General features: G+C 63.2%; 20 protein-coding genes. 7 read left to right on the forward strand and 13 right to left on the reverse strand.

Annotated features, from left to right (window positions below):
* Positions 1-511: 511 nt before the first annotated feature.
* Both NX068_RS08720 and NX068_RS08725 read left to right on the forward strand, forming a co-directional pair.
* Positions 512-2,014, forward strand: coding sequence for a lipopolysaccharide biosynthesis protein (locus NX068_RS08720; RefSeq protein WP_263460876.1), 1,503 nt, complete (start codon positions 512-514; stop codon positions 2,012-2,014).
* 174 nt (positions 2,015-2,188) lie between these two features.
* Positions 2,189-3,871: an asparagine synthetase B family protein gene (locus tag NX068_RS08725; RefSeq protein WP_263460877.1), complete on the forward strand. Its 1,683-nt coding sequence runs from the start codon at positions 2,189-2,191 to the stop codon at positions 3,869-3,871.
* A 99-nt stretch (positions 3,872-3,970) separates the two neighbouring features.
* Here the strand turns inward: NX068_RS08725 and NX068_RS08730 are convergent, their stop codons facing one another.
* Positions 3,971-5,077, reverse strand: a complete 1,107-nt coding sequence (locus tag NX068_RS08730; RefSeq protein ID WP_263460878.1) for a carboxylate--amine ligase — start codon at positions 5,075-5,077, stop codon at positions 3,971-3,973.
* Between the two features lie 165 nt (positions 5,078-5,242).
* Between NX068_RS08730 and NX068_RS08735 the strand changes: the two genes are divergently transcribed.
* The 4 genes from NX068_RS08735 to NX068_RS08750 are packed head-to-tail and all read left to right on the forward strand — an operon-like array spanning position 5,243 to position 8,202.
* Positions 5,243-5,494 carry an acyl carrier protein gene (locus tag NX068_RS08735; protein ID WP_263460879.1) on the forward strand — a complete coding sequence of 84 codons (252 nt, stop codon included), beginning with the start codon at positions 5,243-5,245 and terminating at the stop codon, positions 5,492-5,494.
* Between the two features lie 7 nt (positions 5,495-5,501).
* Positions 5,502-6,314, forward strand: a complete 813-nt coding sequence (locus tag NX068_RS08740) for a hydrolase 2, exosortase A system-associated (protein WP_263460880.1) — start codon at positions 5,502-5,504, stop codon at positions 6,312-6,314.
* The gene (locus tag NX068_RS08745; RefSeq protein WP_263460881.1) at positions 6,311-7,231 is read left to right on the forward strand and encodes a hydrolase 1, exosortase A system-associated; all 921 of its coding nucleotides are present in this window, start codon (positions 6,311-6,313) and stop codon (positions 7,229-7,231) included. The genes NX068_RS08740 and NX068_RS08745 overlap by 4 nt, the downstream gene beginning before the upstream one ends.
* Positions 7,228-8,202 carry a glycosyltransferase family 2 protein gene (locus NX068_RS08750; RefSeq protein ID WP_263460882.1) on the forward strand — a complete coding sequence of 325 codons (975 nt, stop codon included), beginning with the start codon at positions 7,228-7,230 and terminating at the stop codon, positions 8,200-8,202. The genes NX068_RS08745 and NX068_RS08750 overlap by 4 nt, the downstream gene beginning before the upstream one ends.
* A 21-nt stretch (positions 8,203-8,223) precedes the next feature.
* Here NX068_RS08750 and NX068_RS08755 read toward each other — a convergent pair whose 3' ends face one another.
* Genes NX068_RS08755 through NX068_RS08770 form a run of 4 tightly spaced genes read right to left on the reverse strand, consistent with a single transcriptional unit; the run spans position 8,224 to position 13,470 of the window.
* Positions 8,224-9,282: a hypothetical protein gene (locus tag NX068_RS08755; protein WP_263460883.1), complete on the reverse strand. Its 1,059-nt coding sequence runs from the start codon at positions 9,280-9,282 to the stop codon at positions 8,224-8,226.
* A gap of 17 nt (positions 9,283-9,299) precedes the next feature.
* On the reverse strand, positions 9,300-11,096 hold the full coding sequence (locus NX068_RS08760) for a hypothetical protein (RefSeq protein ID WP_263460884.1): 1,797 nt from the start codon (positions 11,094-11,096) through the stop codon (positions 9,300-9,302).
* A 2-nt stretch (positions 11,097-11,098) separates the two neighbouring features.
* Positions 11,099-12,085, reverse strand: a complete 987-nt coding sequence (locus tag NX068_RS08765; protein WP_263460885.1) for a polysaccharide deacetylase family protein — start codon at positions 12,083-12,085, stop codon at positions 11,099-11,101.
* A complete protein-coding gene (locus tag NX068_RS08770; protein WP_263460886.1) occupies positions 12,082-13,470 on the reverse strand; it encodes a phenylacetate--CoA ligase family protein in 1,389 nt (462 codons plus the stop codon). Before NX068_RS08770 ends, NX068_RS08765 begins: the two co-directional genes overlap by 4 nt.
* 130 nt (positions 13,471-13,600) lie before the next feature.
* On the opposite strand from NX068_RS08770, the gene NX068_RS08775 reads away from it, so the two are divergent.
* Positions 13,601-14,242: a tetratricopeptide repeat protein gene (locus tag NX068_RS08775; RefSeq protein WP_263460887.1), complete on the forward strand. Its 642-nt coding sequence runs from the start codon at positions 13,601-13,603 to the stop codon at positions 14,240-14,242.
* A gap of 188 nt (positions 14,243-14,430) precedes the next feature.
* Here the strand turns inward: NX068_RS08775 and NX068_RS08780 are convergent, their stop codons facing one another.
* The 8 genes from NX068_RS08780 to NX068_RS08815 form a co-directional block, all read right to left on the reverse strand.
* Positions 14,431-16,029 carry a hypothetical protein gene (locus tag NX068_RS08780; protein WP_263460888.1) on the reverse strand — a complete coding sequence of 533 codons (1,599 nt, stop codon included), beginning with the start codon at positions 16,027-16,029 and terminating at the stop codon, positions 14,431-14,433.
* 287 nt (positions 16,030-16,316) lie between these two features.
* Positions 16,317-17,543: a hypothetical protein gene (locus NX068_RS08785; protein ID WP_263460889.1), complete on the reverse strand. Its 1,227-nt coding sequence runs from the start codon at positions 17,541-17,543 to the stop codon at positions 16,317-16,319.
* A 6-nt stretch (positions 17,544-17,549) separates the two neighbouring features.
* Positions 17,550-19,136: an MBOAT family O-acyltransferase gene (locus tag NX068_RS08790; RefSeq protein WP_263460890.1), complete on the reverse strand. Its 1,587-nt coding sequence runs from the start codon at positions 19,134-19,136 to the stop codon at positions 17,550-17,552.
* Positions 19,137-19,260: 124 nt separating this feature from the next.
* Positions 19,261-20,334 (reverse strand): VanZ family protein, encoded by a 1,074-nt coding sequence (locus tag NX068_RS08795; protein WP_263460891.1) that lies wholly within the window; start codon positions 20,332-20,334, stop codon positions 19,261-19,263.
* A 42-nt stretch (positions 20,335-20,376) separates the two neighbouring features.
* Positions 20,377-21,618, reverse strand: coding sequence for a pyridoxal-dependent decarboxylase, exosortase A system-associated (locus NX068_RS08800; RefSeq protein WP_263460892.1), 1,242 nt, complete (start codon positions 21,616-21,618; stop codon positions 20,377-20,379).
* A 34-nt stretch (positions 21,619-21,652) separates the two neighbouring features.
* A complete protein-coding gene (locus NX068_RS08805) occupies positions 21,653-23,326 on the reverse strand; it encodes an asparagine synthetase B family protein (protein WP_263460893.1) in 1,674 nt (557 codons plus the stop codon).
* A gap of 242 nt (positions 23,327-23,568) precedes the next feature.
* Positions 23,569-24,729 carry a right-handed parallel beta-helix repeat-containing protein gene (locus NX068_RS08810; RefSeq protein WP_263460894.1) on the reverse strand — a complete coding sequence of 387 codons (1,161 nt, stop codon included), beginning with the start codon at positions 24,727-24,729 and terminating at the stop codon, positions 23,569-23,571.
* A gap of 64 nt (positions 24,730-24,793) precedes the next feature.
* Positions 24,794-26,374, reverse strand: a complete 1,581-nt coding sequence (locus NX068_RS08815; protein WP_263460895.1) for an acyl-CoA ligase (AMP-forming), exosortase A system-associated — start codon at positions 26,372-26,374, stop codon at positions 24,794-24,796.
* Positions 26,375-26,453: the final 79 nt, after the last annotated feature.

The following is a 26,453-nucleotide window of genomic DNA, read 5'->3' on the forward strand; positions in this document are numbered from 1 at the left end:
ATCGATTCTCCGGTGCGTCAGAGAGGCGGCGAACTCGCTCGCTTGAGGATCGCTGCAGGCGCGCTACGTTGTACATGGGCGTCATTATGCTGAAGGGAATTCTGTGGAAAGGCCGGTGCGCCATGCGTGCGATGCCGGAACGTGACGCGGCATCTTCGCAGCCGCGCCGCCGGTCGGCGTGCTTGCCGACCCCGGGGGCCGTGGAGCCTGCGCCATCCAGCTCAGGCAGAAGACGCATTTGCGACGAAAACGTGAAAGGATACATCGACATCGTACCACCCGTCCTGCATCATTGCCCCCGCTTGACTGCTCGGGACGTGGCCACGGGCGTAATGAGTGCGTTTGGCGCGCTCATCGCGGTTCGTCGTGGGCGATGGCTCTTCGGCGCGCCTGGGCGTCAAGGCAGATGCGTTAGTCGGTTGGCGGATGGTGCAGGCCAAGTCCGCTGGCCTGGACATTCACTTCCATTTACCGGGGCGACCATCGACAGGCGCCTCCATCGAGTATCAGTGTGAAGAATCTGGGTTCCAAGGTCGCCGCGGGGGCGGCGTGGATGGTCGGGCTGCGCTTGCTGCAGCGCAGCCTGGGCTTGATCAGCACCGCGGTGCTTGCCCGCTTGCTGGTGCCGGCCGATTTCGGTCTCATCGCGATGGCGCTTTCGGTGGCCGCACTGGTGGAACTCATCACCATCCTCGGCTTCGACCTCGCCTTGATCCGCAAGCAGAATGCGACACGCGAGCATTTCGACACGGCCTGGACGCTTGGCCTCGTTTTCAGGACCGTTGCTGCCTTCGTCATCGTGATTGGCGCCCCGCATGTCGCCGCGTTCTACTCGGAACCGCGGTTGACGGAGGTGATGTACGTCTATGCTGCGATCGCCTTCATCAGCGGGCTCGAGAACATCGGGATCGTTGCCTTTAGGAAGGAGCTCGAATTCAATCGGGAGTTTCGCTTCCAACTGGCGAAGAAGCTTCTCGCGGTCGGGGGTACGGTAGCGCTCGCGCTCTATTTCCGCAGCTATTGGGCGCTGGCGCTCGGCACGCTGCTTTCCCAGGTCATCGGCGTCGGCTTGAGCTACGCGATGCATCCGTATCGCCCGAAGTTCCGTGTCAGCGCGTGGCGCGAGATGCTCGGCTTCTCCTCGTGGCTCGTCTTCAACAATTTCACCATCTATTTGCGCGACAGGGGGGCCGATTTCGTCCTTGGCCGCTTCCTCGGTCCGCAGCCCCTGGGGGCCTACCGGGTTTCGAACGAGATCGCATCGTTGCCGACCACGGAACTCTACGGCCCCATCATGAAGGCGGTCTTTCCGGGGTTCTCGAAACTCGTGGATGATCGGCCGGCGCTTCAGCGTGCCTACGTTGCTTCACAAGGCGCGGTGATTGCCGTGACCCTGCCGGCCGCGGTCGGCGTGATCCTGCTTGCCGAGCAGATCGTCCAGATCCTGCTGGGCCCGGGCTGGGATGCCGCCGTTCCCTTGATTCAGATCCTCGGCTTGTACGGCGCCACCAAGATCTTCCACGGCAACCGGCACAGCCTGTTCATGGCGCTCGGACGTCCATACTGGGTTGGCATCATGACGGTGCTCGAGCTCGCGATAATGTACCCGTTGATGATCTACTGGCTGATGAACGGCCACGGCATCGAGATGGCGGCGTGGGCCAGGGTGCTTGGCTCCGCCCTGACCCTGCCTGCCGGTGTCGGACTGGTCACGCGTGCCTTGGGTCTCGGCCGTTTCGAGCTCATGAAGGTCATGTGGCGCCCTTTGCTGAGCACTGCAGCGATGTCCTTCGCCGTACTGTCCGTGCAGCACGCATTGCCGGAAAGCGGCTCGGCACTGGCGGCGTTCGGAGTGATGGTGGTGTCGGCCCTCGTCGGAGCCTTCGTCTATGTTCTCGTGACGCTGGTCGCATGGCTGATCGCCGGCAGGCCGCAAGGTATCGAACTGCGCTTCCTGAATCACCCCAAGCTCAAGCGGCATGTTCCATCGAGCTGGCTCAGCGAGAGGCCGTGACCGAATGGCACGTAGAAGGAGCCGGGTGGTGGCGGTGGGCTGTGCCGGACGGCGGCAGGCCTCCTTGATGCGATTCCCGCTGTTTCCGGACGGCAGCTCGCCGTCAAGCCTGGGGGGCAGGCATGCCGGTAAAATAATCGGTGTTTCCTTAACGATCTATTCGAGTACGGCAAAATGATTTTGATTAGAGGGGTAATCGGCCCTGGCGGATGCGAGCCGAAGCTGGGCGGTGTGCCAACTGTCGGTGGAAAGTGGGAGCGGGCCGAAGGGGAAGGATGGCAGCTCGAATTTTCGCTCGATCGCTCCGGCCGTTCGATGCGCAGCCAGGAAGGCTTGCTCATTCATGATGGCCGTGTCGATGATTTTGCCGGCGCGTTGAAGGAGCGAAGCGGCTCGTGGCTCCAGGTCGACTGGTCGCAAGCCGGACAACTGGTGTTTGCAACGGATCGCCTGGGGACGATCCCGATCTACTGGGGGCTCAGGGACGGCAGGGCTTTCTTCGCCAGCCGGCTTATCGACATGGTCCGGTTCGGCTTCGACAGCCCGGATGCATTGGGCGTGATGCAGATGGTCATGCTGAACCAGTCCACCGGTGTGCGCACGGTGCTCGAGGGGGTCTCGTTGTTGCCCTGCGCCTCGACGGTGGCACTGTCCGTCCAGGGAACGAGCGCGGCCAGCCGCTACTGGACCCCCTTCGTCACCGACGAGGCGGTTGCCAACGAGCAGCAGTGGCTGGATGAAGGCCTCGAAGTGATCCGCGAGGCGAACCGGAAGGCGGTGCGGACGGCGATTCCCGGCAAGGTCGCCTGGCCCTTGACCGGCGGCCTCGATTCGCGCGGGAATTCCGGTTGTTGCGCCGACCTGATCGGCCCCGACGACCTGTTCTTCCACGTCGAGGACATGGGCGACTTCGAGTTGCCGATTGCGCGGCGGCTTGCCAACGTGTACGGCAAGACGGTCCGCGAGTTCCATTCCTCCAAGTCGATGCGCGAAGCCGCACGGTCCGACCTCGATCTCGATTCGGGTGATCTCAACGTGGGGCACTGGCGTTTGCGGGGCACGGCGCAGGAGCTCGCCGAAGAACTCGGCTATTCGTCCACCGTTGACGGCTTCCTGCAGGGCATCCTGATGAACCCGGGCATGTTCTTCCATGAAGGAACTGTGGCGGATGCGCGCGAGCGTTGCTTCAAGATGGCCAGTTTCCGCGCAGAGATGTTCAAGCTCGATCTGCAGGGTGCGCCATTCCGTCAATTTCGCGAGGACTACGAGGCGACCTTTCCAGGCGGTCGTCATGGGCTGGATGCGAGCCAGCAGTTCATCATGGAGAACCGCAGCCGAAGGATGGTCTTCGGCATCGTCCGTCTGAATGCAAATTACCTCGATGTCCGCACTCCGGGGATGGACAGCGGACTCATCGATTACGCGATGCGTCTGCCCTGGAGCCTGCGCAAGGGGGCGATTGCGTACAAGAAGATCATCGGCATGATCGACCCCAGGCTTGCGGCAATCGATCACGACAAGACCGGTCTGCCGCTTACCGCGGGTGCCGAGGTGTCGAGAAAGCGCAAGATCGCGAAATACGTCACCTACTACGTGAATCGGGTGTGGCCGGGCGAACCTCTGCTCAAGGGCAAGGAAACTGCGTTCGAGCGGATGTTGCGGGCCGATGAAGCCTTCCGCACGGAAGTCTACGATGTGATTTCCGGGTCCCGCTGGATCGAGGAGATTTTCGGCCGGGACATCATCAAGGTCGTGGAGGGCCAGCGTCTCAGCCGAGGGCTCTCTTTTGACGGCGTCGGCGCGTTGCTGACCATTGCGCTGCTCGAAAAGGCGGGGAAGGATCAGACTCGCAAGTAAAAAGCTGCTGCGTGCCGGGCCGGCGCGCAGCCGACCGGGAACCCCGGCAGCGCCAGCCCGGTCTGGCGCCCGGGCGCGCGCCGCGCTATACCTGCGTGCTCACGCGCCGCCAGTCACGGTGCGGCCGACCTTGCGGACCGCGCGCGACGGCAGATTGCCGAGGAAGCGGCCGAGCGACAGCAGCCAGGGACCCGGGTCGGACAGGCTGGCATAGACGCCGCGGATCCGGTGTCGCAGAAGTTGAGCAGGCGCATGCCGCAGCAGCCAGAGCACGGCGCCCGGGTCGCGCTCGCCGTTCATCCACAGATGGCTGCGTCGCTGCGACTGCATTTGCAGCGGCTGCCGGGTCTGTGCGCGATACTCGATGAGAGTCATGTCGACGCCGTTGGCGGCGCACAGCCCGGCCCAGAAGTCGGTGCGGCCGACGGTCGGCTCGATCACCCAGTAGCGCCCCTGCGGATCCTGCTTGAGCTCGAGCGATACCGGGCCGGAGAGATTCAGCCCTTCGAAGAAGCGCAATGCGAGTGCGTGCACCTGATCATCCGGTTCGGACACCGCGATCGTGGTATGCCCCATCGGCCGCGAGCGCAGCTTGCGGCCCTCGAAACGGGCGAGGACGCGGCCTTCGTCCAGATACAGGGCGCCAAAGCGGATCACCGTGTCGTCGCCGGGAATGAATTCCTGCACCACGATCGGCAGGCTGCCTTCCATGCGGGCGCGTGCCGCGAGAAATGCCTCGAAGGAGGCCGACACCTGGGTCTTGAACGCCGAGACCGGCCGGGTCGGCTTGGCGATCACCGGAAAGGCGATCGATGCGAGCTTCTCCTGCGCCTCGGCAAAGTCCGAGACGAGGACGGATCTGGGATAATTCAGCCCCGTTTCGCGGCAGCGTGCCTCGATGCGGTCCTTCGCCAGCAGTGGGGCAAGGGTTGCGGCCGCGTGCCCCCAGCTCAGGCAAAAGTGTTCCTCGAGGGTGGCGACGTGCCGGCTCACCGTTTCGACCATGCGATCGTTGGTCAGCAGCAGCACTGGCCGCGCAGGCTCGCCGAGTTCCCGCGCAAGCGCAAGCAGCACATCGATGAGGCCATCGCCGTTGATGTCGACCACGATACGTACGGATGCGCAGCGGGTGCGTACGCCGGGCAGCGCTGCGTTGGCTTCGAGCGCGACCACCTGGATGCCGTCTCGGTGCAGGCTGCGAGCCATGCCCACGCCGTGTGCACACAGACCGACCACGACGGCGGTAGAGGATCGGGAGGTTTCGGGCATCTGGTCTCTGCGATGTGTTGCCGCAATGTGGCTTGGCGTGTTCTGTCACGAGAAGAGAGATTATACTCGCGTATTATTGCGGCGCAGCGCAGGGAGTCGGTGTTGAATATTCAAGCAGAAATCCTGTCCATTCTGGACGAAATCCTCAGCCTTCAAGGACGTTCGGCGGCCATGACGCCGGAGACCCCCTTGCTCGGAGCAGTGCCCGAGCTCGACTCGATGGCGGTGGTCGGCGTGATCGGGGCGATCGAGGAGCGTTTCGGAATCTTCTTCGACGACGACGAGATCGACGGCCAGACATTCGCGACCGTTGGTGCGCTGGTCGAGGCGGTTGGGCTCAAGGTCGCCGCCTGAGGCCCGCATGCCGGCGGTGATCGAAGCCTTCCATCTCGCCACGCCGACTGGTTTTCGTTTCTGCACTCTGCGCCGCGCTGTCCGCCGTGAGCTCGGCCGCGGAACCATCATCCACATCCCCGCTTTTGCCGAAGAGCTGAACAAGTCGCGCCACATGGTTGCCCTGGCAGCCGAGGCCTGGGCACAACAAGGCTGGAATGTGCTTCAACTCGACCCGGGAGGCTGCGGTGATAGCGCAGGCGAATTCGGCGAGGCGAGCTGGGAGGGCTGGCTCGAGGACGTACGGCTCGCCCATGAATGGGCGGAGCGCCACTGCGAGGGGCCGGTCTGGCTCTGGGGCTTGCGTCTCGGTGCATTGCTGGCTTGTGAGGCGGCAGCACGATGGCGTCTCGATTGCGGTTTGCTGATGTGGCAAGCGGTGGCGAGCGGCAAGCAGCACCTGCAGCAGTTCCTGCGCCTGTGGCAGGCGGCGAGGATCGTGGGCAAGGCCGGTGCAGCGCATGAGGCCTCGCCGCAGCAGCGGCTCGCGGCGGGCCAGACCGTCGAGATCGCCGGCTACGAGCTTGCACCAGCGCTCGTCGTCGGCATGGAGCAGGCGCAGCTCGAGGCGATCCATGCGCCGCACGGAGTGCATTGGTTCCAGCTCGGCGCTGTATCGCCCGTGATCGAACGGCTGGTCGCGAAGTGGCAGGCTGCCGGGGTGGCGGTGAGCATGCATGCGGTGAGTGGGCCCCCGTTCTGGCAGACCCAGGAAATCGAACTCGCGCCGGAGTTGCTCGCTGCCTCGGCTGCGGCACTGACCGGGAAGGCTGCAGCATGAGCGAACTGCCACTGGTGTTCTACTGCGAAGGCTCGCCCCTGGTCGGGGTGCTCGGCCGGCCGGATCGGCCGGTGCGCTTGGGCGTACTGATCGTCGTCGGCGGCCCGCAGTACCGGGCCGGCAGCCACCGGCAGTTCGTTTCGCTGGCCCGCGCGCTGGCGGCCGGCGGTTTTGCCTGCCTGCGCTTCGACTATCGTGGCATGGGCGACAGTGCCGCTCCGCAACGCAGCTTCGAGAACGTGGACGCCGATCTGAAAGCAGCGATCGATGCCTTCTTCGAGGCCGTGCCGGAGCTCGACGGCGTCGCCCTGTGGGGTTTGTGCGACGGGGCGTCGGCGGCGCTGATGTATGCGCCGCTGGACCCGCGCGTGGAGAGCGTGATCGCGCTCAATCCATGGGTGCGCACCGAAGCCTCGCTCGCTGCGGCACGAATCGACCATTACTACAAGGGCAAGCTGCTTTCTGCGCAGTTCTGGCGACGCCTGTTCAGTGGTGAAGTCAGGGTCGGGCACGCGCTTGCCGGGCTGGCCGGGGCGCTGAAGCAGCGGGCGAAGGGAAAGGCGCGTACTGCGGCCGGTGGCGCGGCCGCTGCGCGCACCTTCATTGAACGCATGGGCGAAGGCTGGCAGCGGCTGCGTGGCCGCGTACTGGTGGGGCTCAGCGGCAATGATCTCACCGCGCGCGAATTCGCCGATTTCTGCCATGCGCACCCCATGTGGCGCGAGGCGGTCGAGCCGGGGCCGAACTTTTTCGAGCTTGCGGACGCCGACCATACTTTCTCCTCCCGTGACTGGAAGCACGCCATCGAGCAGAGGACGCTCGACTGGTTGCGGGCGGGTCTTGCATCATCCGCGACTCAGCCCTGCGACGAGCCGCATGCCGCGCAGGGGGGCGTACAATTTCAGAGGTCAGCATGAGTATCACCGGTCTTGTGAGCGTCGTCATTCCCGCCTACAACGTCGCCTCACACATTGCCGAGGCGATCGATAGCGTCCTGGCGCAGGACTATCCCCAGGTCGAGATCATCGTCGTCGATGATGGCTCGAAGGACGATACCGTCGAGGTCGTCGCCACCCGCTATCCGCAGGTCTCCCTGATCCGCAAGGAGAACGGCGGCGCGGCCACTGCGCGAAACGCAGGGATCCGTGCGGCCCGCGGCGAGTTCGTCGCCTTTCTCGACGCCGATGATATCTGGCTGCCGGGCAAGCTCACGGCGCAGATCGATTACTTCCGCGCGCATCCCGCTGTGGCGATGAACTGCACCGGCTTTTCGCAATGGGTGTCGGACGAGAAGGGCGTGTTTCCGGATCCTTCCTCGGTGATTCCCGATCAGGGGAAGGTGCCGGTGGACGCGATCGACAGCGAGTTCTCGGGCTGGGTCTACCACAAGCTGTTGTTGCGCAATTTCGTGTGGACCACGACGGTGATCATGCGCCGCAGCCTGATCGACAAGATCGGCCTCTACGATGAGCATTTCCGCCTGGGCCAGGATTACGAATATTTCCTGCGAGCCTCGCGGGAAACCGAAATCCATCGCCTGTCGCGTGCCTATGCGCTTTATCGTCAGCATCCGGGCAGTGCGACCGCAGTCGGGCGGGATCACAACTATGCCGCAGACGTCATCGGGCGGGCGCGGGCGAAGTGGGGGCTGGCCAGTCCGAACGGCGAAGCGATCACGGAACCCGAGATCCGCGAGCGCCTGCACAAGATCCACTTCATGTGCGGGTATCTGTTCCTGAAGCGTGGAATGGCCGCCAAGGCACTCGACGAATTCCGCTCGGCCGTGAAGGAAAAACCGCTTCACCTGAAATCCTGGGCTTATGTCGCGGTTTCTGCATTGGCCGATCTGCGGGCTCGCTTCGGCAAGACGGAAGCCCTCAAAGCCTGATCCGGAAGGGGGCGAAACGCTTCACCGCGAGGTGTGGCGGTAGAGCAGTGGAGCCCTCTGGTGGAGCCAGAGAACCGCCCCCAGATCGTCGATCGGTGCGGGCACGACGTAGCCGTATTCCCCGAACGGCCAGTTTTCCTTGGTCCAGGTACGTACGCGTTTCCACTCGTTGTTGTCTGGATTCATCTCCCAGAGCTCCCGTTCCTCGGTAATCAGGTAAAGGTAGTTTCCGGATACCGGGTCGTAGAAAAGATCGCTGTTCCTGATCGTCATCTTGAACGGCGCGTCCGGGAGATGCTTCAGTTCGCCATTTCGCGTGATCAGGTCGACTTTCTGCATCGTGTGCGATCCGCCCGCGATGAGAAGGTCGCCGCGCTTTTCGTTGTATTGCATTTGCGAGTGGTAGCCGTGGACGGCCGAGCGGCCCAGGTCCTTCCAGGCCTTGCCGTCGAAGCCCCACAACTGATGGCCTTTTCCCGTTCGATCGAGAAGGATCAGCATCTTCATCCCGCGATGCCACTCCATCGAGACTGCAGCCACGGTTTTTGTTCCACCGCTCGGAAGGTCCGGCATGCGCTCCCAGCGCTTCTGGTCGATGAGGTAGCGGTAAAGCCCCTTCGAGTAACCGTCGATGAGGGACAAGTGGTAGTAATGCCCGTTCTCCCAGTCGAGCGCATTGCGGCCATAGGGGCGACCGAACTGCTCGAACTGCGGAGGAGGATCCCCTGCCCAGCCGAGTTCTTCCCAAGCATTCGTCCGCGCATCGTAGCTGATGAACTTCTTGTGCTGCCTTTTCCCTAGAAAGAACACCTTCTGGCGCTTGGGATCCCAGTGGGCGGTATCCGTCCAGCCGTCGATCTCGAGCTTGCGCCCGTCGGCGACCTCGACCCGCATGAAATCGTGCATGCGCTTGTATGCCGGAGGGACCACGGACTCGAGCCGGCCGAACTCGCCTTGCTGGAGCGACCGGGCGAGGCGGCCGATTTCGGTCTGTTCGAGCGGTGTGGCGGCGAACGCACCCATCGACAGGATGCTGCAGGTGATCAGTGCTGCGGCACTTGCCAGTTTCTTCAATGTCACTGCGTGTGCTCCTTCCTTCAGGGGGCCACTGTAGCTTGCAGCGCGGAAATGGATGAGGGCCGGTCGATCCTTTTGAGCTGAAGCATCCAGGTGCTGTGTCCCTGCGCAAGCACTTGAGGTGCCAGCGCCCGCGCCGGGAGCTCAGGCAAGGATGAAGGCGGCAAACTGTCGACCCAGATGGAAGAGTGCTCGCCTGCTTCGTCTGGGCCTGCCGTCATCCATTCGGTGAGCGCCTTCCCTGTCGTATGCCCGATAGGGTTCAGATATACGACGTCGTCCAAAACCCCGTTGTCGAGGCTCAGGTTAACTGCAATAGGGAGCCCGGCCCGTGAGAAATTGATCTCCAAATGTGCCGTGAGCCGCTCGAGTTTCCGGCGGCGCAGCGCCGTCTTGCGACCGAGCACCCCCCCCAGAATGCGCCAGTCCAGCGTGGCGAGAGCGCGTTGCCAGGGGGTTCCGGGTGCTGGACGAAAGAGCTCGCTTGGCTGGCCCGTGAGCGCTATGGTCGTCATCGCCGCATTTTCCGAGATCGCGACACGCTCGAAGCTGTCGATCGCGTAGATCGTGTTTCCCACCTTCAATAACGGTGTCCATCCTGCGATCACTGGCGAGGTGGCCAGCACCTTGCGCGTCGTCCTGACGGGCGGGGCAGCCAGCGGGGGGCCGTCCCGAAGGCGAAGATGGATGAGTACCCCCCCGGCGTAGCGGAAATCGGCTTCGTTGCGGCTGTAGGCCTGGGGAGGCTGCCCCCGGGTCGAAACCAGGGCGTTCAGCCCGTCTTCGGTCCGAAGGTAGGCCAGTCCGGCCTCCTCATCGTGGAACAGGCCCGTGCGTGCTGCCGTCCAGCGCGTGTCGCAGAGCGGAGTGGGTCGCGCACGCCTTTCCTTGAGGGTGCGCGCGGCAGCGATGATCGCGGCTGCCCAGGCGTTGTAGACCGACAGGTGCATGTAGCCGTCCCAGCTCGCCGTGCCCGACCGGGGACCCGCGGGAGTCAGCCAGAGCAGGCCGTCGGCACGATGCTGGGCTTCGAGGCGATCACATAGCGCGGCGATCGGCTGCTGCCAGGCAGCGTCCTCGCTGCCCATCAGGATCAGGCCCGCGATCAGGCAGCCGTCGCCGAACAGCCCATGCGTGGTGCGGCCGAAGCCGCCGGCGTAGCCCGTCGGGTCCCAGCAATGCACCAGCCAGTCGAGCATGCGGTGGGCATGATGAGCGAGTTCCGCGTCGTCGTGGAACCAGCAGGCCAGGGCGGTGAGATAGAGCGCCTTATGATGGTAGGCGAGTGGTGTCGAGAAGTGCTCGCGCGGCTTCGCGGGGAAATCGATGAAGCCGCCCTTGGCCGTCGTCCAGCGCTCGAGCAGCTTGCATAGGCGACGGCTTTCGAGCGCCTTGCGGTGGGCGGGTGCCTCGATCAGGCGGCAGGTCTGTGCGAGCAGCGACCAGTTGTTCGAGGGATAGCGGCGGCGCAGGCGGCATCGGGCAAGGCCGGCTTCGATCATCGCCTCGTCGCTCGCAGCGAGGCCGCGCCCGGCGAGCACGATGCGCAACAGCAGCAGCGCGAGCCGGTTGAAGGGCAGATGCCCCAGGCGTTTGGCGTCGAGCGCGAGCCAGGCTTGCAGTGCCTTCCGGCCGACTGCCCAGTCGCTCTCACTCCGGCAGGCGAGCGCGAGGGCGGCGCACAGCTGGCCGTAGTGGTCGGCCGGGCTGGGCTTGTCGTCGACCGGATCGAACAAGCCGATGCCGGGCCGGATCTGCTCGCCCAGCGCAGCGGTGAGTCGATCGAGCAGGGAATCGAGCGCCGCGTTCGCCGCCATCCTCAGCCGCCCACTCCATGAGGAAGCACCAGGCTGCGCAGCAGGCGCAGGCCGAAGCGGGCGGGTGTCTTGTCCCACGGCGTGAAGCGTGGCAGTTCGTGGATGCCGCTGTGACGGTCGGCCGCCGCCGGGCGGGTCGACACCGCCGCTTCGAAGCCGCAGTCGGCGACGATGTCCGCATGGGTGCCGTCGTAATCCTTCACCGGCCGGCCGTTGGGATAGGCGAAGACCCGCATCGGCTCACCGAGCAGGGCCTCGAGCTTTTCCTTGCCGAGCCGGATCTCGTGCCGGGCCTCGTCCGGCGTCTGCCGCGCGAGGATCGGGTGGGTGTCGGTATGGCCGCCGATCTCCATGCCGGCGGCGTGGAGCGCGCGCAGTTGGTCGCTGCTCATCATCAGATCGTCCGGCAGCCGGATGCCGAAGTCGGCGGCGAGCTTTTCCACCGCCGGCAGGCGCTGCTCGGGCGGCTGGTACTTGAAATGGCCGATCAGCCTACTCATCAGCGCGCGACGGTCCTGCACCGTGTCGACCGAGTGTACGCCGAGGCCGATCGAGCTCAGGTCGCAGGGGCCGGACGGCACCGCCTTGGCGAACTCGATCAGGGTGTCGTTGAACATCCGGCCGCCGTCGAGGTAGGCAGTGGCGATGAAGAAGGTGCTGGGCAGGCCGAGCTCGCGCAGGATCGGCAAGGCGACGGTGAAATTGTCGGCATAGCCGTCGTCGAAGGTGATGCAGGCTGCGCGCGGCGGCAGGCTGCTCTCGCGCAACCGGCGTGCCGCCTCGCACAGCGGCAGCACGTTGAAGTGGCTGGCGAGCAGGCCCATCTGCCAGCGGAAGGTGTCGGCATCCGGGTCGCCGGTGCGCAGCGGGTCGGGGGTGGGCAGCACGCGGTGGTAGATCAGGATGGAAAGCTTGCCCCGCTTGCCGCCGGGTGAGGCCAGGCCGAGTGCGGTCTTGAGGCCGGGAATGGTGCTTGCGGTGCGCGTCATGCCAGTACCTCGCCGGATGTGGACTGAGCCGGTGTGGCGGGTTCGACCGTGCACACGATGTGGCGAAACTTGCCGTTGCCTTCGGCGTGGATTTCGGCGACCTGCTCGATATCCACCTGCAGCGATGCCCCCAGCAGGCTGCGCAGGTGCAGGGCGAGACCGTCCAGCGAGGGGGCCGGCAGGGGCGCGCTGGCGGCGAGACGGACGCTTACCCGCTCGCGCGCTTCCTGCACGATGCGGTAGGCCTCGAGGCCCGGGAGTTCGCGCAGGGCATGGTTGACCGCACTGCCGTGTACCCAGCTGCCGTCGAGTGCGACCAGGCCGTCGTTGGCACGCCCGCTGAGGTGCTCGATGAGCGGCAGGCCGCGTCCGCAGGGGCACTGGCGGTTGCTCAGGACGCCGCGATCGCCGGTGCGGTAGCGGATGAAGGGAAACTCCGGGCCGGCGAGGTTGGTGACCAGGATGTCGCCCTCCACACCTGTGGGCACGGGGTGTCCGGCCTCGTCCACGATCTCGACGATCACTTCCTCCGCCGTGATGTGCAATCCGCCATGCGGACATTCGCGTGCGATGAAACCGGCATCGCGCGCGCCGTATTCGTTGGCGACGCCGCAGCCGAAGACTTCGCTGATGACCTTGCGCCATTCGGGGCGAAGGACTTCCGAGGTGCAGAAGGCGACGCGAATGCCGAGGTCGTCCATGCGGCGGCCTTGCTCGCGTGCCCTGAAGGCAACGCGCGAGAGCGCCGAAGGGTAGCCGAACAGCATCGCAGGGCGAAATTCACGCATTTCGTCGAGGATTGCGTCGAGGCGGCCGGGATTGAGGTCGCGGGCCGGAACGAGGCGCGAGCGCAGCACGCGGTCGCGCAGGGCGCGGACGCGGTCCTGTGTGGCGGTTTCGAGCGGCGAACCCCACAGCACCAACTCGCGGTCGCCGATGTCTACGTTCCACCAGCGCGTTGCCCGCCACTTTGCCGCGATGTCGAAGCTGATGCGGTGCTTGCCGAGCAGGAAATGGAGCGGCTCGCCGGAAGAGCCGCTGGTGGAGTGGCGTGCAAGGCCCTGCGCTCCTTCCGCCTGCCAATCTGCCGAGTGGGCACGTATGAGCGTCTTGTCGGTGGGCGGCAGCAGTGCAAGCGCCTCGCGCGTGCCGAAGTCGGCAATGTCGAGCCCGCTTTTGCGAAAGTGCTCACGGAAGTAGGGAACGCGTGCGGAGACCGATGAAAGAAGCTCGCGCAACCGAGCAAGCTGCATGGCCTCGAGCTGCTCCCGTTTGTGCCACTGGCTCTGCTCCAGTTCGTCGAGGATGACACGTGTGTCATGCCGCTTGAGATGTTCGTGAATTGGAAACAGCAGCCTGCTGACCAGCGAGGTGTACAAGGTCATGGATGGATCAGGGGTTGGTTGCGTGACAGTCGGGCTGGCGCGCCGCCAGCCTATTGTATGATGGCCGGCAAATCTGGCGGGTAGGAATTACTGCTCGACTGCCACATAGTATCTGGAAACGGAGTTGAAGATGATCAACCTAAGCCGACATGCCCGCGCGTGTTTCGTCTCGGTCGCGCTTTGCGCGGCATCGCCGCTCGCACTCGGCCAGACGGCGTGTGCCGACCCGTTCTCCGACGGTTCTTCGCCGGCGGACTACCGGATGGCATCGGAGGCGGCGCGGCGGCTCGTCGAACGTGTGCACTTCACCGACGATGTGAGGATGATGCGGCGGGGCGGATCCACCAACCAGATCGCCGCCGATATCGCCTACACCTTGCGGAAGTTTCCCAACCACCATGAGGCGCTGATGACGATGGGAAACTATTCGCTGAAGGTGAAGCTCAACCCGCCTCCCGGTGCTCAATACAGCGTGGAATGCTGGTTCGATCGCGCACTGCGCTTCACGCCCGATGATGCGATGGTCAAGACGGTCTATGGCCTCTACCTCATCAAGCGCAACAAGCACAATGATGCCATCGCGCAACTCGAGGCGGCGCTGGCGCAGGCGGGCGATAACGCCAACGTTCATTACAACCTTGGTCTGGCCTACTTCGACCTCAAGCGGTACGACAAAGCCTTGGAGAGTGCCCATGCGGCATACCGCATGGGTTTCCCCTTGCCCGGCCTGAAGAACAAGCTGGCGCGTGTCGGTGCATGGCGTGAGCCCTGAGTTGGTTGTGCCATAAGCCATGACTGGGTCTGCGTGCGCAAGCCGGTATCAATGTTCCAGTCGATACCGAGCGCCGGTTACGTTGGCAAGCTCGTTCATGAGGCTGGCCTTGACGACGGTGGAATACCGGACCTGCTTGACGCTCGCGCAGCCGTGAGCACCGGTGCGAGGTTGCGGTTGAACGGCTCCTAGAGTGGACTCGCTCGCCCTCCGGCTTGTCGGTTTGTGCGACCGAAGTTCCAGAGGGCAGTTAATGCGAGTGCAAGGAGTGCGAGCGAACCGGGTTCTGAGACAGATCTGTGCAGTCGCTGATCGTCAAAAACCGCTTTGGTAAGGTAGTCGTCGAGTGGTTTGCCGGCGAACAGGGTGGCGATGCTATCGTCATCAATCAGGTAATCCTGTGCGGCTGGTTTGTAAATCCAGACGTCACCGGTGACGTCGTGGGCGACGCCCATGAATGCTCCGAGTCCGTCCATGTAGTTCCATTTGCCGTAAACCCCGGTGAACTTCGCGCCTGCCAAGGTAGGTCCCAGAGCCTCGGGGAAAATGCGTTCGATCGACCAACCGAGGGAGCTGATACCTTCGGGCGGAATCAGTTTCCAGAGCTCATTGGTACCAGACCAGAGATAGTAGGCGTCGGTGATCGGATCATAGTCCATACCATGCTTCGAGGTTAGTACCAACTCGTCGCCGAGGATTGAATCTGGCGGGATGAATATGAGGGGGTTCGTTGTGCCTGCGTTATTTAGATCCCAGAACATGAATGAGGTAAGCGCTTTCTTGACATAGGTCCCTGATGCATCGTCATAGACAGTATGCGATGTCTTTGCGGTGCGCAGAAACATATTTCGTGTTGAGTCATAAGCTCCGACACCAGATCCCGAATAGGTTTTTTTGCCCATGATGCCCACGAGCTCCCATTCGTCCTCAGCGGCGTTCTCGCTATTCACCGTGTACTTGAATAGCCGGCCATAGCCCCCTTTGCCTTGTTCGGCGACGAATACGACGTCCTTTCCGTCGATCATCGTCGCTGCACTGACGCCACCTTCTGTGAATCGCGGCCCCACTATGCCGGCAGAGGTCTGGATGGTCTGCCGGTTTTCCCACATGTTTCCGCCAGTCACGTTGGGAAACTGTGCAGGATTGGCGTGTGAGCCGGTGAGCCCGCCAACCTTGTTCGGGTCAGCTTTTGCAGGGTCGAAGAAGAATGGACCTGCACGCGTGACGCCGTCTTCACGCATGTATTGTTTCCCTCCGCCGGGGTATGCGTTGCCGGCCATGATGGCAAGTCGCTTGAGCCCTGGCAAATAAACAACGTTGTCGAAGGTCTCTCCTGAGATCGGAGAATGGTCGGTACCGTCGATGGTGTGCCAATGCGTCTTGCCGGCAGTTGTAGTGGTGGATGTGATTGCGCTGGGTAATGAAAGGCGTTCCCAATTGAGTGTCGAGGCGGTCCATCGATAAACCTCATTGCCTGAGTAGGTACCGTTGTCTCCTCCCCAGACATAGAAATCGCCGGTGTTTGAGTCGTAAGCGCCACCACTCCATGCGCTGATCACGTAACGTGGGCTCCCTGCCCCTGGGGTGGAGCGTTGGGCAGTAGGTGTCCAGACGTTCTGAAACTGGTTTTCATTGACGCGCATCCAAGTGCCTGGCTCTTGAGCTTCAACCAGTGCCGTAAGTGGGCTGTCGACAGGATAGGCGAGCGTGATGCCCGGTGCGAGGAAAGCGAAAGCGGAAAAAACCATGCCTCTGACGAGGTTTTTATGAAGCGGCTGGCGTGACATGTGATCCCCCTGAACAGTAAGTGAAGCAGGAGAGGCATGAGGTTACCGTGCTACCTGATCGGAGTAGCCAAATCTCATGTGGGGCAGGAGTCGAGTGTCCTAGTTGGATTGATAGACCAGAAAGAAGGCTATGTCACCATTAATTGCAGGACAAGGCGGATCAGCGTTGCGTCATAGGGGAGATTCAGGCGTCACGGCCAGAGCGGTCTGTTCGAGGGCCTCCAGTGCTCCGCGAGCGCTCAGCTGGGCCAGGCATACATGGACGGTAGCCATACACACGGAACGCTTCAGTCCTGTCCGACCGAGGTGAGGAGTCTTGATCGAAGCTCGGCGAGATGTTGCTCGAGATTCTCAATCGACAAGCGGATGCCAGGGGGGAGCGGGAAATCTTCAGCTACACAGCTTCGGCTTAGCAGCTTTGCTAGCATCAACTCTCCCATCTCGCGTTTATAGTGGGCAGGTTCCCAGTACCAGTGGATACTTGTGCCGCGCTCACCGCGCTCCGGAGGTGTTTCGTTAGAGTAGGCGTCCACACTGTTGAAGTCCCAGAGCGGCACGCTGAAATCGTTGGCAATCCGGGTGATGTGTCTTTTCCAGCTCTCAAGTTCGGTCCACAGTCCCGCTGAGTAGATGGTTCGGAAATAGTCCACATGATAGGGGTTGATGAACAAAATGATTTCTACCTTTTCGGCTTCAGACCAGGTGAGAAAGTCCTTTAGAGCTTCAAGGTCGGTGGAGTGCTCCTGACCCGTGGGGAAAAGGCCAAGCCCTGGTTTGTCCAAGCGCGCAGCCAGTTCGTCGTTTTTTTGCTTGAAGAGCACGAACTGTCCTTCATTGCGGACGATTGCTTCGTAATCGTTTCCGGGATTGAAGCCGTCAGTGCGTCGGTCGGTGATGAAGGGTGTACGCTGCTGAGTAACAGTCAGAAGTGAGTCGGCCAAGGTACTGAGCGAGAAGAGCGCGCTCAACTTGTCTTGTGCCTGGGTACTGATGATCTTCCAGGGGCTGGTATTTTCACCGGGGATGTCGAGCCGGCCGGCATAGTTCGCCGACATGCGAGTCCAGTCTGGCGGAAATGTGTCGCTTGGGGCGGTAGTGTCGGTCAGGAAATCAAGAAAGTCGACGGCGAGCAGAACTTTCTTGCCTTTGCCAGCAAAGAGCGCGTGTTTGGCGTACTGCGTCTGCATGTAGAAGCCCGCGCCCGGAATACCGCTGTTGAACACGGGTTTGTCTTCTGCGGACCAGCACGTGCTTTGTGGATCGAGGCCGAGTTCAGGGCGGGAGTTCCCCGCGATGACGGTTGTAGGGCCAAGGACCGATGCCATGTAGGGCTTGGTCGTGCGGACGCGCTCGCCGGCAGTGGGTTTGCGGGCGTTGATGCCATCCACTCGGGGCGTTCCGAACAACCCGTAGGGGTCGATTAGATAATTGATGCCGGCGGCCAGGGCGCAGATGATTGCGAAACCGGCGGTGAGTACGATCAGGAAGCGGCGGTACTGAGACGCAGTGTCCATGACAGCTCAGAACTGGAAATAGAGGAATTCGGAGATACTGGTCATTGCGAGCACGCCAAGGCTTGCCAGCGCGCTCAGAGCGATCGCCCAGTATGAGGTGGCTTGCCATGCGATCCGATTCTTGAAGGTGCGCAAGGGTTGTATTTCATCGTCGTGTTTAGTCTGATGAAGATGCAGGCCCGGATAGAAATTACGCATGATTTCCTGCGTATTCGGCATGATCAGCACGATGGGAACCAGGATGATGATCCACAACCAATTGAACACGAAGAGGGAGCCCCCGCCGAGATAGGTCTGGAAGCCGAAATTCGCGAGCAGGGGCCACAAACTGCCTAGCTGCGCTGCTAGCGCGTTGGGCAAAGCGATGCCATTGACGCCGGCCATCCCCCTCAATATCGCTGCTGCTGCGTCAACACTGCCTGCACGGAAGAAAACCCAGCCGATGACGACTGCGATGAAAGTAAGTGTCCATGAAAGTGCTCTGGTCACGCTGGCTGGTACTACGGGAGAAGGGAAGAGTCGGCTGGCAATGTGACGCCAGGCATGATTGATGCAGAGGTAGAGTCCATGGAGGGCGCCCCACGCGATGAAGGTCCAGCCTGCACCATGCCAGAGTCCTCCGAGAAGCATGGTCAGCATGAGATTACGGTAGCGCTTGAGCTTGCCGCCTCGATTGCCGCCGAGCGCGATGTAAAGATAGTCGCGCAGGAAGGCCGACAAGGTCATGTGCCAGCGACGCCAGAATTCGATGATGTTGGTTGCCTTGTAAGGCGAATGGAAGTTGACCGGCAGAACGATGCCGAACATCCGCGCAGCGCCGACCGCCATGTCGGAATAGCCGGAGAAGTCGAAATACAGTTGAAGTGTGTAGGCGAGTGCGCCACCCCATGCTTCGAAGAAAGTCAACGTGCCACCAGTTGCTGCAGAGTTGAAAACTGGACTGGCATATTGGGCGATGCCATCGGCCAGCACGGTTTTCTTGAACAGGCCGAGGGCGAAGATGCTGAGCCCGATTGCGATGTTCCGTGCCTGAGGACTCAGGGCGCCAGGTTGCATGAACTGCGGCAACATGTCGCGGTGGTGTACGATCGGCCCAGCGATGAGTTGGGGAAAGAATGTGACAAAAAGAGCGTAGTGAGCGAAACGATATTCGCGTGCCTGCCCTTGGAAGGCATCCACCAGGTAAGCAATCTGCTGGAAAGTGAAGAACGAGATTGCCAGCGGGAGAATAACGGTTTCGAGGTGAAATTGAGTGCCTGCGACAGCGTTCAGGCTGTTGACGGCGAAATTTGCGTACTTGAAGTGGCCCAGCAGCCCCAGGTTGAAGACGACACCTGCTGTCAGCCAGCGCTTGCCGGCTGTTTGACGGCCGAGCCGATGGGCCTGGCCCAGTATCAGGCCGAAGCCGAAGTTGGCGATAGTCGATGCCAGCAGCAACAACAGATAGATCGGTTTCCACCAGCCATAGAAGAAAAGCGATGTCAGTACGAGCCATGCGATGGCCGGTTCCCGTCCTTTGCGGGCAATCCAGAAATAGATGGCGAAGGTGACAGGCAGGAACAGGAAAAGGAACTCGTAGGAGTTGAAGAGCATCGGCCTGTATCTCTATGGTTACTGAGCTTGCATTTCGGGTAGGCGATGATCGCTGATGCAGATGAGTTTGTCAGCAGGGCGAACACGGGCCCTGTGCAGATGGGATGTGGTAGGGCGCTGCCACTTACCGTTTCCGCAACGGCCTGCCGGGCCGGATGACGAAACCCAAAATGAGCGCCAGAGCTGGGTCGGTACTTTCGGCCGTCCTGCCGACGATGAAGATCTGGGCAGCCTTGATGACGGCGAGGCAGATTGCCACCGCAAAAGCGGCGGGCATCGGCCGGGCGCCGTGCCAGGCCATGAGCAGGAGCAAGAGCAGTGCGCCGTAGAAGTAGACCTTTTCGACCAGGTTCATGAGGTTGTTGCCCATGTCTCCTTCGAGCATGCCGGTGAAGGGAATCCAATGGAATGCCTGGGGAGTGCTCTGCATGGAGAAGGGCGACAGGCCGGATACGAACAGGCTGAGCAGCATGGCGACGATCAGGGCGGGCAATGCGGTTGGTTTGCTGCGCCAGGACAGCATGGCGATGGCCAGGCCGCGTCCGAGCGAAATGCTGGCGCCGACGATCATGACCTTGGCGGCAACGATGGCAAGGGCCGCTGCGGCCAGAGTCGGGGCAGCGCCGTGCTCGACGAGGACATGTTCCGACAGTTTGAAGAAGGCGGCCCAGGTGACAGCGGTGTGCAGCGTGCGGGCGATGTCCAACTGGGGTGACAGCAGAAGCGGCTTCAATGCGTTGATGACGTTCTGCAGGTCGATCGTCGGTACGAGTGGAAACCATTGGTAGGCAAGCCAGCACAGCATGAGGCCGGCGGGAAAAAACGTCGATGGGCTTCGGCTACCAGCTGTGGAAGGGAGCAGGGGCGCGGCCAGGCGGGCTGCGGCGACACCCATTACCATACCGGCAATGTTGATGACGACATCGCCCAGTGCCGGCACGCGGCTAGGCAGCCATAGCTGGACGGTCTGCAGTATCAGCGCCAGGGCGGCGCCCAGCCAGAGCAGGCGCATGAGCGCCGGTTTCATACGGGCGTGCAAGGCTGCGATGAAGCCGTAGGGGGCGAACAGCAACAGGTTGCCAACGAGATCGCCACGCTCCATCGCCAGCTCAGGGCTGGTGAAGAGTGCAATGAACTCCTCCAGACCAGCCGCGCATGACGAGAAATCGAAAGGGTATGGCGAGCCGTACGCAATCATTGCGGGAAGGCCCCCATTTGCGGTGATCCCCCGGGGCGGCCGTCAGACGAGCACTTCCGTTACCGCGGGATGTCCCAGGAAGCGTTGCGGGCTGGCGCTGGCGCCATAGGCGCCCGATTGGTAGATGGCGACCAGATCGCCCGGCTCGGCAGCCGGCAGGCTCATGCGCTCGGCCAGCAGATCGAGCGGCGTGCATAGCGGGCCGACGACCGAGACGATTTCCTGCCCGGCGGCGTCCATGCGGTTGGCGATGGCGGTGGGATAGTTCTTGCGGATGACCTGGCCAAAGTTGCCCGAGGCCGACAGATGGTGGTGCAGGCCGCCGTCGGTGACGAGGTAGGTATGGCCGCGCGAAACTTTCTTGTCGATCACCTTGGCGACGTACAGGCCGGCCTCGCCGACCAGGTAGCGGCCCAGCTCGATGACGATCTCGGCCTCGGGCAGCGTTCGGCGTGCTTGTTCGGCAATGTCGGCGAGGTTGGCGCCGATGGGGGCGAGATCCAGCGGCTGTTCGCCGGGAAAGTAGGGAATGCCGAAGCCGCCGCCCAGGTTGAGGAACTTCACCGGTGAGGGGACGTGTTCCGCCAGCCGGCATGCCAGGGCGTAGCTTTTCTGCTGTGCTTCGACGATGGCTTCGGGCTTGAGGTTCTGCGAACCGGCGAACAGATGGAAGCCTTCGAAAGCCAGGCCGGCGCGGCCGATTTCGGCGAGCAGTTCCGGCACCTGTTCGGCGTCGACGCCGAACTGCTTGGGGCCGCCGCCCATCTTCATGCCCGAGGACTTGAGCTCGAAGTCCGGGTTGACGCGCACCGCGACGCGCGCCGGCAGGCCGAGCGTCCGTTGCGCGGCGGCCAGCAAGGGCAGTTCACGGAAGGATTCGACGTTGATGAGGATGCCGGCGGCGACGGCCTGGTGCAGTTCGGCCTCGGTCTTGCCCGGCCCGGCGAAGCTGACCTCACGCGGGTCGGCGCCGGCATCCAGCGCGACCATGAGTTCGCCGGCCGAGGCGACGTCGATGCCATCGACCAGGCGGGCCATGTGGCCCACCAGCGCGGGCATCGGATTGGCCTTCATCGCGTAGTGCAGCTTGACTGCCGCCGGTAGCGCGGCGCGCAATTGGGCGACGCGGACATCGAGCAGGCTGCGGTCATAGGCGTAGAACGGCGTACGGCCGACGCGGGCGGCGATGCGGCTGATCGGCTGGCCGTTGATGAGGAGCTCGCCACCTTCGCTGCGGAACTGCGACATCGGGGTGTGGACGGGAGCTTGGCGGACTTCGGTCATGTCGGGATTCGTTCTGTTCTCAGGGGGCGATCGGTCAGTCGTTCAGATGCTCGCGCATCCAGAATTCCATCATCATGATGATCCAGACCATTTCTCCGTAGTAGCCGGGGTGGGCCGGAAGGTGAGTCTGCAGCAGATCGTCGATGAAGGCCGGACGGACGATGCCGCGGCCACGGAAGCCATTCAATGCATCGTTGGCCAGCGCCTTCAGCCCGGCGTGCTGGCAGGCCCACACGCCGAAGGGCAGGCCGAAGCCGTGCTTCTTCTTGGCGATGATCTCGTCAGGCAGGAAGCCGCGCAGGGCCTCCTTGAAGAACCAGCGCAGGGTCAGGCGCTTGAGCTTCCACTCCGGCGGCAGGCCGGTGGAGAAGTCGGTGAGCTCGTCGCTGAGCAGCGGGAAGGCCACATCGACGCCCGCCAGCTGCGTGGTGCCGATGACCTTGGGCAGGTCGTTGTCGGCGAGGGTGTATTTCCAGTCGTAGTTGAGCAGGCGGTTGATGTGCGAGCGGGCGTTGGTCGCCTGCCAGACTTCGCGCTGCTCGCGCTTCGGCTGTTCGAGGTCGATGCGGGCGAGGAAGTCGGGCTCGAACACGGTGTCCATGCCCAGGCGCACCAGCATGTTGTACATGTGGATGCGGTCGGGCATCGGCACGCGCGCCTGTTCGACGTAGCTGACGCCCTTCTTCACCACCGGGATGCGATCCATGCCCGGCAGCGCCAGCGTGGGTTCGAGCAGGCCACGGCGCACCAGGCCGGGGACGCCCTCGTACCAGCCGAACACCCGCTGCTTGGCATAACGGGTGTTGCCGCCGAAGAGTTCGTCGCCGCCGTCGCCCGCGAGCATCTTGTCGATGCCGTCCTCGCGAGCCCGGGTCGCGCAGATCCATGCCGGCACCGCCGACGAGTTGCCGAAGGGCTGGTCGTAGTGAGTGGCGACCTTGGGAATGCCGTCGAGCAGGTCGTCGGGGGTGACGTAGTATTCCCGGTGGTCGGCGCCGAAGCGCTTGGCTGCGATGCGCGCGTACTCCATTTCGTCGTAGCCGCTGGCATCGAAGCCGATCGAGTAGCTGCGGGCAGGCTGGCCGAGAACCTTACACAGCATGCCGGTGACGGTGGAACTGTCGGTGCCGCCGGACAGGAAGCAGCCGACGTTGACACCTTCTGCTTCGCGGCGCACACCGTCTTCGATGATCTGCAGGAAACGCGCCTTGGATTCCTCGAGATTCGGCCGGGCGTCCTCGTCGAAGCGTGGCTGCCACCAGCGCCTGCATTCCGCCTTGCCGTCCTGCCATTTGAGCAGATGCCCCTGCGGCAAGCGATGCACACCCTCGAAAATGGTCGCGGGTGCCGGAATCATGTGGAAGAAGAGGTACTCGAATACCGCTTGTGACGACACTTGCCGGCGGATGCCGGGAACGGCATTGGCACGGTCGGCGAAGTGCAGTCGTCCGTCTCGTTCGGCATAGCACACCGGCCAGGTGCCGAAGCGGTCGGTGGCAAGCAATACCTGGCGGCCGTCAAGGCCGACGAGGATGACGCTGAAGCGGCCGTTTGCCTGCTGCAGAGCATCGTCGCCGTGGCTGCGGAAGGCCTGCACCCACGCTGCTGCGGCGCCGCGCTGTTCCTTGGCCTGCTGCAGAACGGGATCCTTGAAGCGCGGATTGCCGAGTGCGAGGCAGGTCTGGCCGTCGCCTTGGAACACCGCCATGTCGGCCCGATAGCCGATTGCGCCTTGTGGAAACTGGAGCCGCGCCAGTTGATCGGGGAAACTATTGCTTGCGTCGGTGATTGTTTCCGACGCGTGAAGAACACCACAAAACTGCTCTAGCACGCCGTACTCCGTTGGCCGCTGGGACCGAGAAAGATCAAAAACCTGCGGATGATGCCGCATGGAACATGAATTGTCAGTGACGCTTGTCATCCCCTCGCGACATTGGCCTGCCGCGATGCTCAGTCGTCGCCTTGCAGTGCTCCGGGTAGCCAGTGCTGCGGGGGGCCGAGCGGCCGCGTACCCAGGGGCAGGGAGAACTCGGCTTCTGGCGCCAGCGGCAGGCCGCGAGCCATGCCGGCCGGTGAGGTGATCTTGCGCAGCAGGCTGGCGCCATAGGGACGGAAATCCAGCGTTTCGGGGTTGCGCAGGCCGCCTGGCGGCAGCGGGATATTGCCGTGGAAATAGCCGCTGGCGCTGAGCGTGAATGCACCGATGCCTACCGTGATGTTGTTGATGCCGATGATCTCGGTGTCGGGTGGTAGCCGGTCGGTGAAGGTGCGCAGGAACCAGGTGCCGGTCAAGCGGTCGCTGAGCAAGGTGTTGTGCGACAGATAGAGCGAATTCTCGGACCAGGAACGTCCTTCGGCGCCGTAGGCGACCACGACCGGGTTCTGCGTATTGGCGCTCTGGCCGATGATGTTGCCGATCACGAATGCCACACCGCCGTTGGGAAACTCGAGTTCGTAGGAGGCTTCGCCGAGCGGGCCGTCATACAGCAGGTTGTAGCGGATGTCATTGTAACGCGCACGGGTCTTGACCAGATGGCCACGGTAGCCCTGATGGAAACGGCTGCCGCTGAGCTCGAAGCGGGCGATGCGGCCGACATAGAGCAGATGGGGGTGGGAGTGCTCCTGATGCGGAGCCTGGGCAAAGACGCTGTCGCGGACGGTCAGCGTTGCATCCTCGAAATTGGAGGTGAGGATGCCGGTCTGGTTGTCCATGAACACGCAGTTGCGCACCTCGAGGTGGCCGCGCTCGAGGCGGATGCCGGCACCATTGCCACTGTTGGCCCGCGCACCGCGGAACTCGATGTTCTCCACGCGTATGTCGCCGTTGCGGATGACCCAGATGGCTTTGCCTTCGGCGGTCTTGCCGCTGGAGACCAGCACCGGGCGTTGGCCGGCGCCACGGATGAGCAGTTTCTTCTGCTTCCAGACCGTGACGTCGCCGCTGTATTCTCCGGGCATGATTTCGACGGTGTCACCGTCTTGTGCTGCTCTTGCTGCATCGGCGATCCGCTCGAATTCTTCGCCCGGACCGACCCGGAGGATGGCCGCGCCCGACTCGGTCGCCAGTAGCCCCACCAGCAGGGCGAGGCTGATACGGCATGCTATCGACATTCCAGGAGGCTCCAGTGGAGGTTCGACATTCCGTGCCCGCGTGTCGCGCAAGAGCTTGTCACGCTCAGATTTCGCTCGACAAGGTCTTGCGATCGATCTTGCCGTTGGGATTGCGCGGCAGCGGTCCGTCGCGCACTTCGATGCGGCTCGGCACCATGTAGGCCGGCATGCGCTGGCGGCATTCCGCCAGCAGGGCCGTGCTGTCGAGTGTACCGCCCTGCGGCGGGGTGGCGATGACGGTGATGCTCTGGCCGAGCGTGTCGTGTTCGACGCCGAAGGCGGCGCATTCGCCGACCAGTCTGGTGGCGTAGAGGATTTCCTCGACTTCGGTGGGGCTGACGCGGTAGCCGGAAGTCTTGATCATCTCGTCGCGGCGGCCGATGAAGTACAGGAAGCCTTCCTCGTCGCGGCGCACCGTGTCGCCCGAGAATACCGCCAGTTCCGGCAGTACCAGGCCGCTCTGGCGGCCGGGCGCATGGCTGGGCAGCGGCTTGAAGCGTTCGGCGGTCTTCTCCGGGTCGTTCCAGTAGCCCATCGCCACCAGCGCGCCGCGCTGGACGAGTTCGCCCGGTTCGTTGGGCGCGCATTCGCTGCCGTCCTCGCGCAGCACGACCACGTCGGCGTTCGGGATGGCCTTGCCGATGGAGTCGGGCCGGCGGTCGGCTTCCTCGGGCGGCAGGTAGGTGGCACGGAAAGCTTCGGTGAGGCCGTACATCAGGAAGGGCTTGGTTTTCGGCAACATGCCGCGCAGCTTGGTCAAGGTCTCCAGCGGCATGCGTCCGCCGGTGTTGGCGATGTAGCGCAGGTGTTCGGTGACGGTGCCCGCCCACTGGAGCTGCGAAAGCTGGATCCACAGCGGCGGAACGGCGGTGAGGCCGGTGACCTTTTCCTTCTCGACGGCCTTCAGCACGTCGCGCGGCAGCAGGTAGTTCAGCAGCACCACGCGCGCACCGCTGTGGAAGGCGGTGCTCAGTTGCGAGAAGCCGGCGTCGAAGGACAGCGGCAGGGCGGCCAGCAAGGTGTCGTCGGCGCGGTTCTCGAGGTACTGGGCGACGCTTTTCGCGCCGGCGACCATGTTGCGGTGCGACAGCACGACGCCTTTCGGCCGGCCGGTACTGCCCGAGGTGTACAGGATGGCGGCCATGTCGGCGTCGATGACGCGGTGGCCGGGGGTGGCGGGTGCGGCGAGGAGATCGCTCAGGCGGTGCACCGAGGCGCCGGGCAGGGAAGGCAGTTCGGCGGGTGCGCCGGTGAGCACGACGTGGCGCAGGTCATGGCAGGAGCCGAGTACCCCGGCCAGCGCGGCGAAGCGTTCGGGCGAGGTCAGCAGTACGCGGACGTTGCAGTCCTGCAGGATGTAGCCGACCTGTTCGGCTTTCAGAATGGGGTTGACCGGCACGAACACGCCGCCCGCGGCAGTCGTGCCGAACATGCCGACGACGGTTTCGATGCGCTTGTCCAGATAGATGCCGACACGCTCGCTGCGTTCTATACCCAACTGGCGCAGACCGGCAGCAAAGGCCCGGATGTCGGCGGCGAGTTGCGCATAGCTGCGGTGTTCGGCGCCGAAGCTGAGCGCGGGAGCGTCGGCGTCGCGTTCGGCCGAGGCGAGAATGAGCTGATGCAGCAGGTGGGTGTGATTCATTTCAGGTCGTTCGGACAGGCGGGAAATTGCGCAGCGCATTAGGGTAGCGCCTCGGCATGCCAGGCACAACGCGCCGGCC

Origin of the sequence: Thauera carbonicopians, from assembly GCF_025699485.1 — a bacterium.
GTDB lineage: Bacteria > Pseudomonadota > Gammaproteobacteria > Burkholderiales > Rhodocyclaceae > Thauera.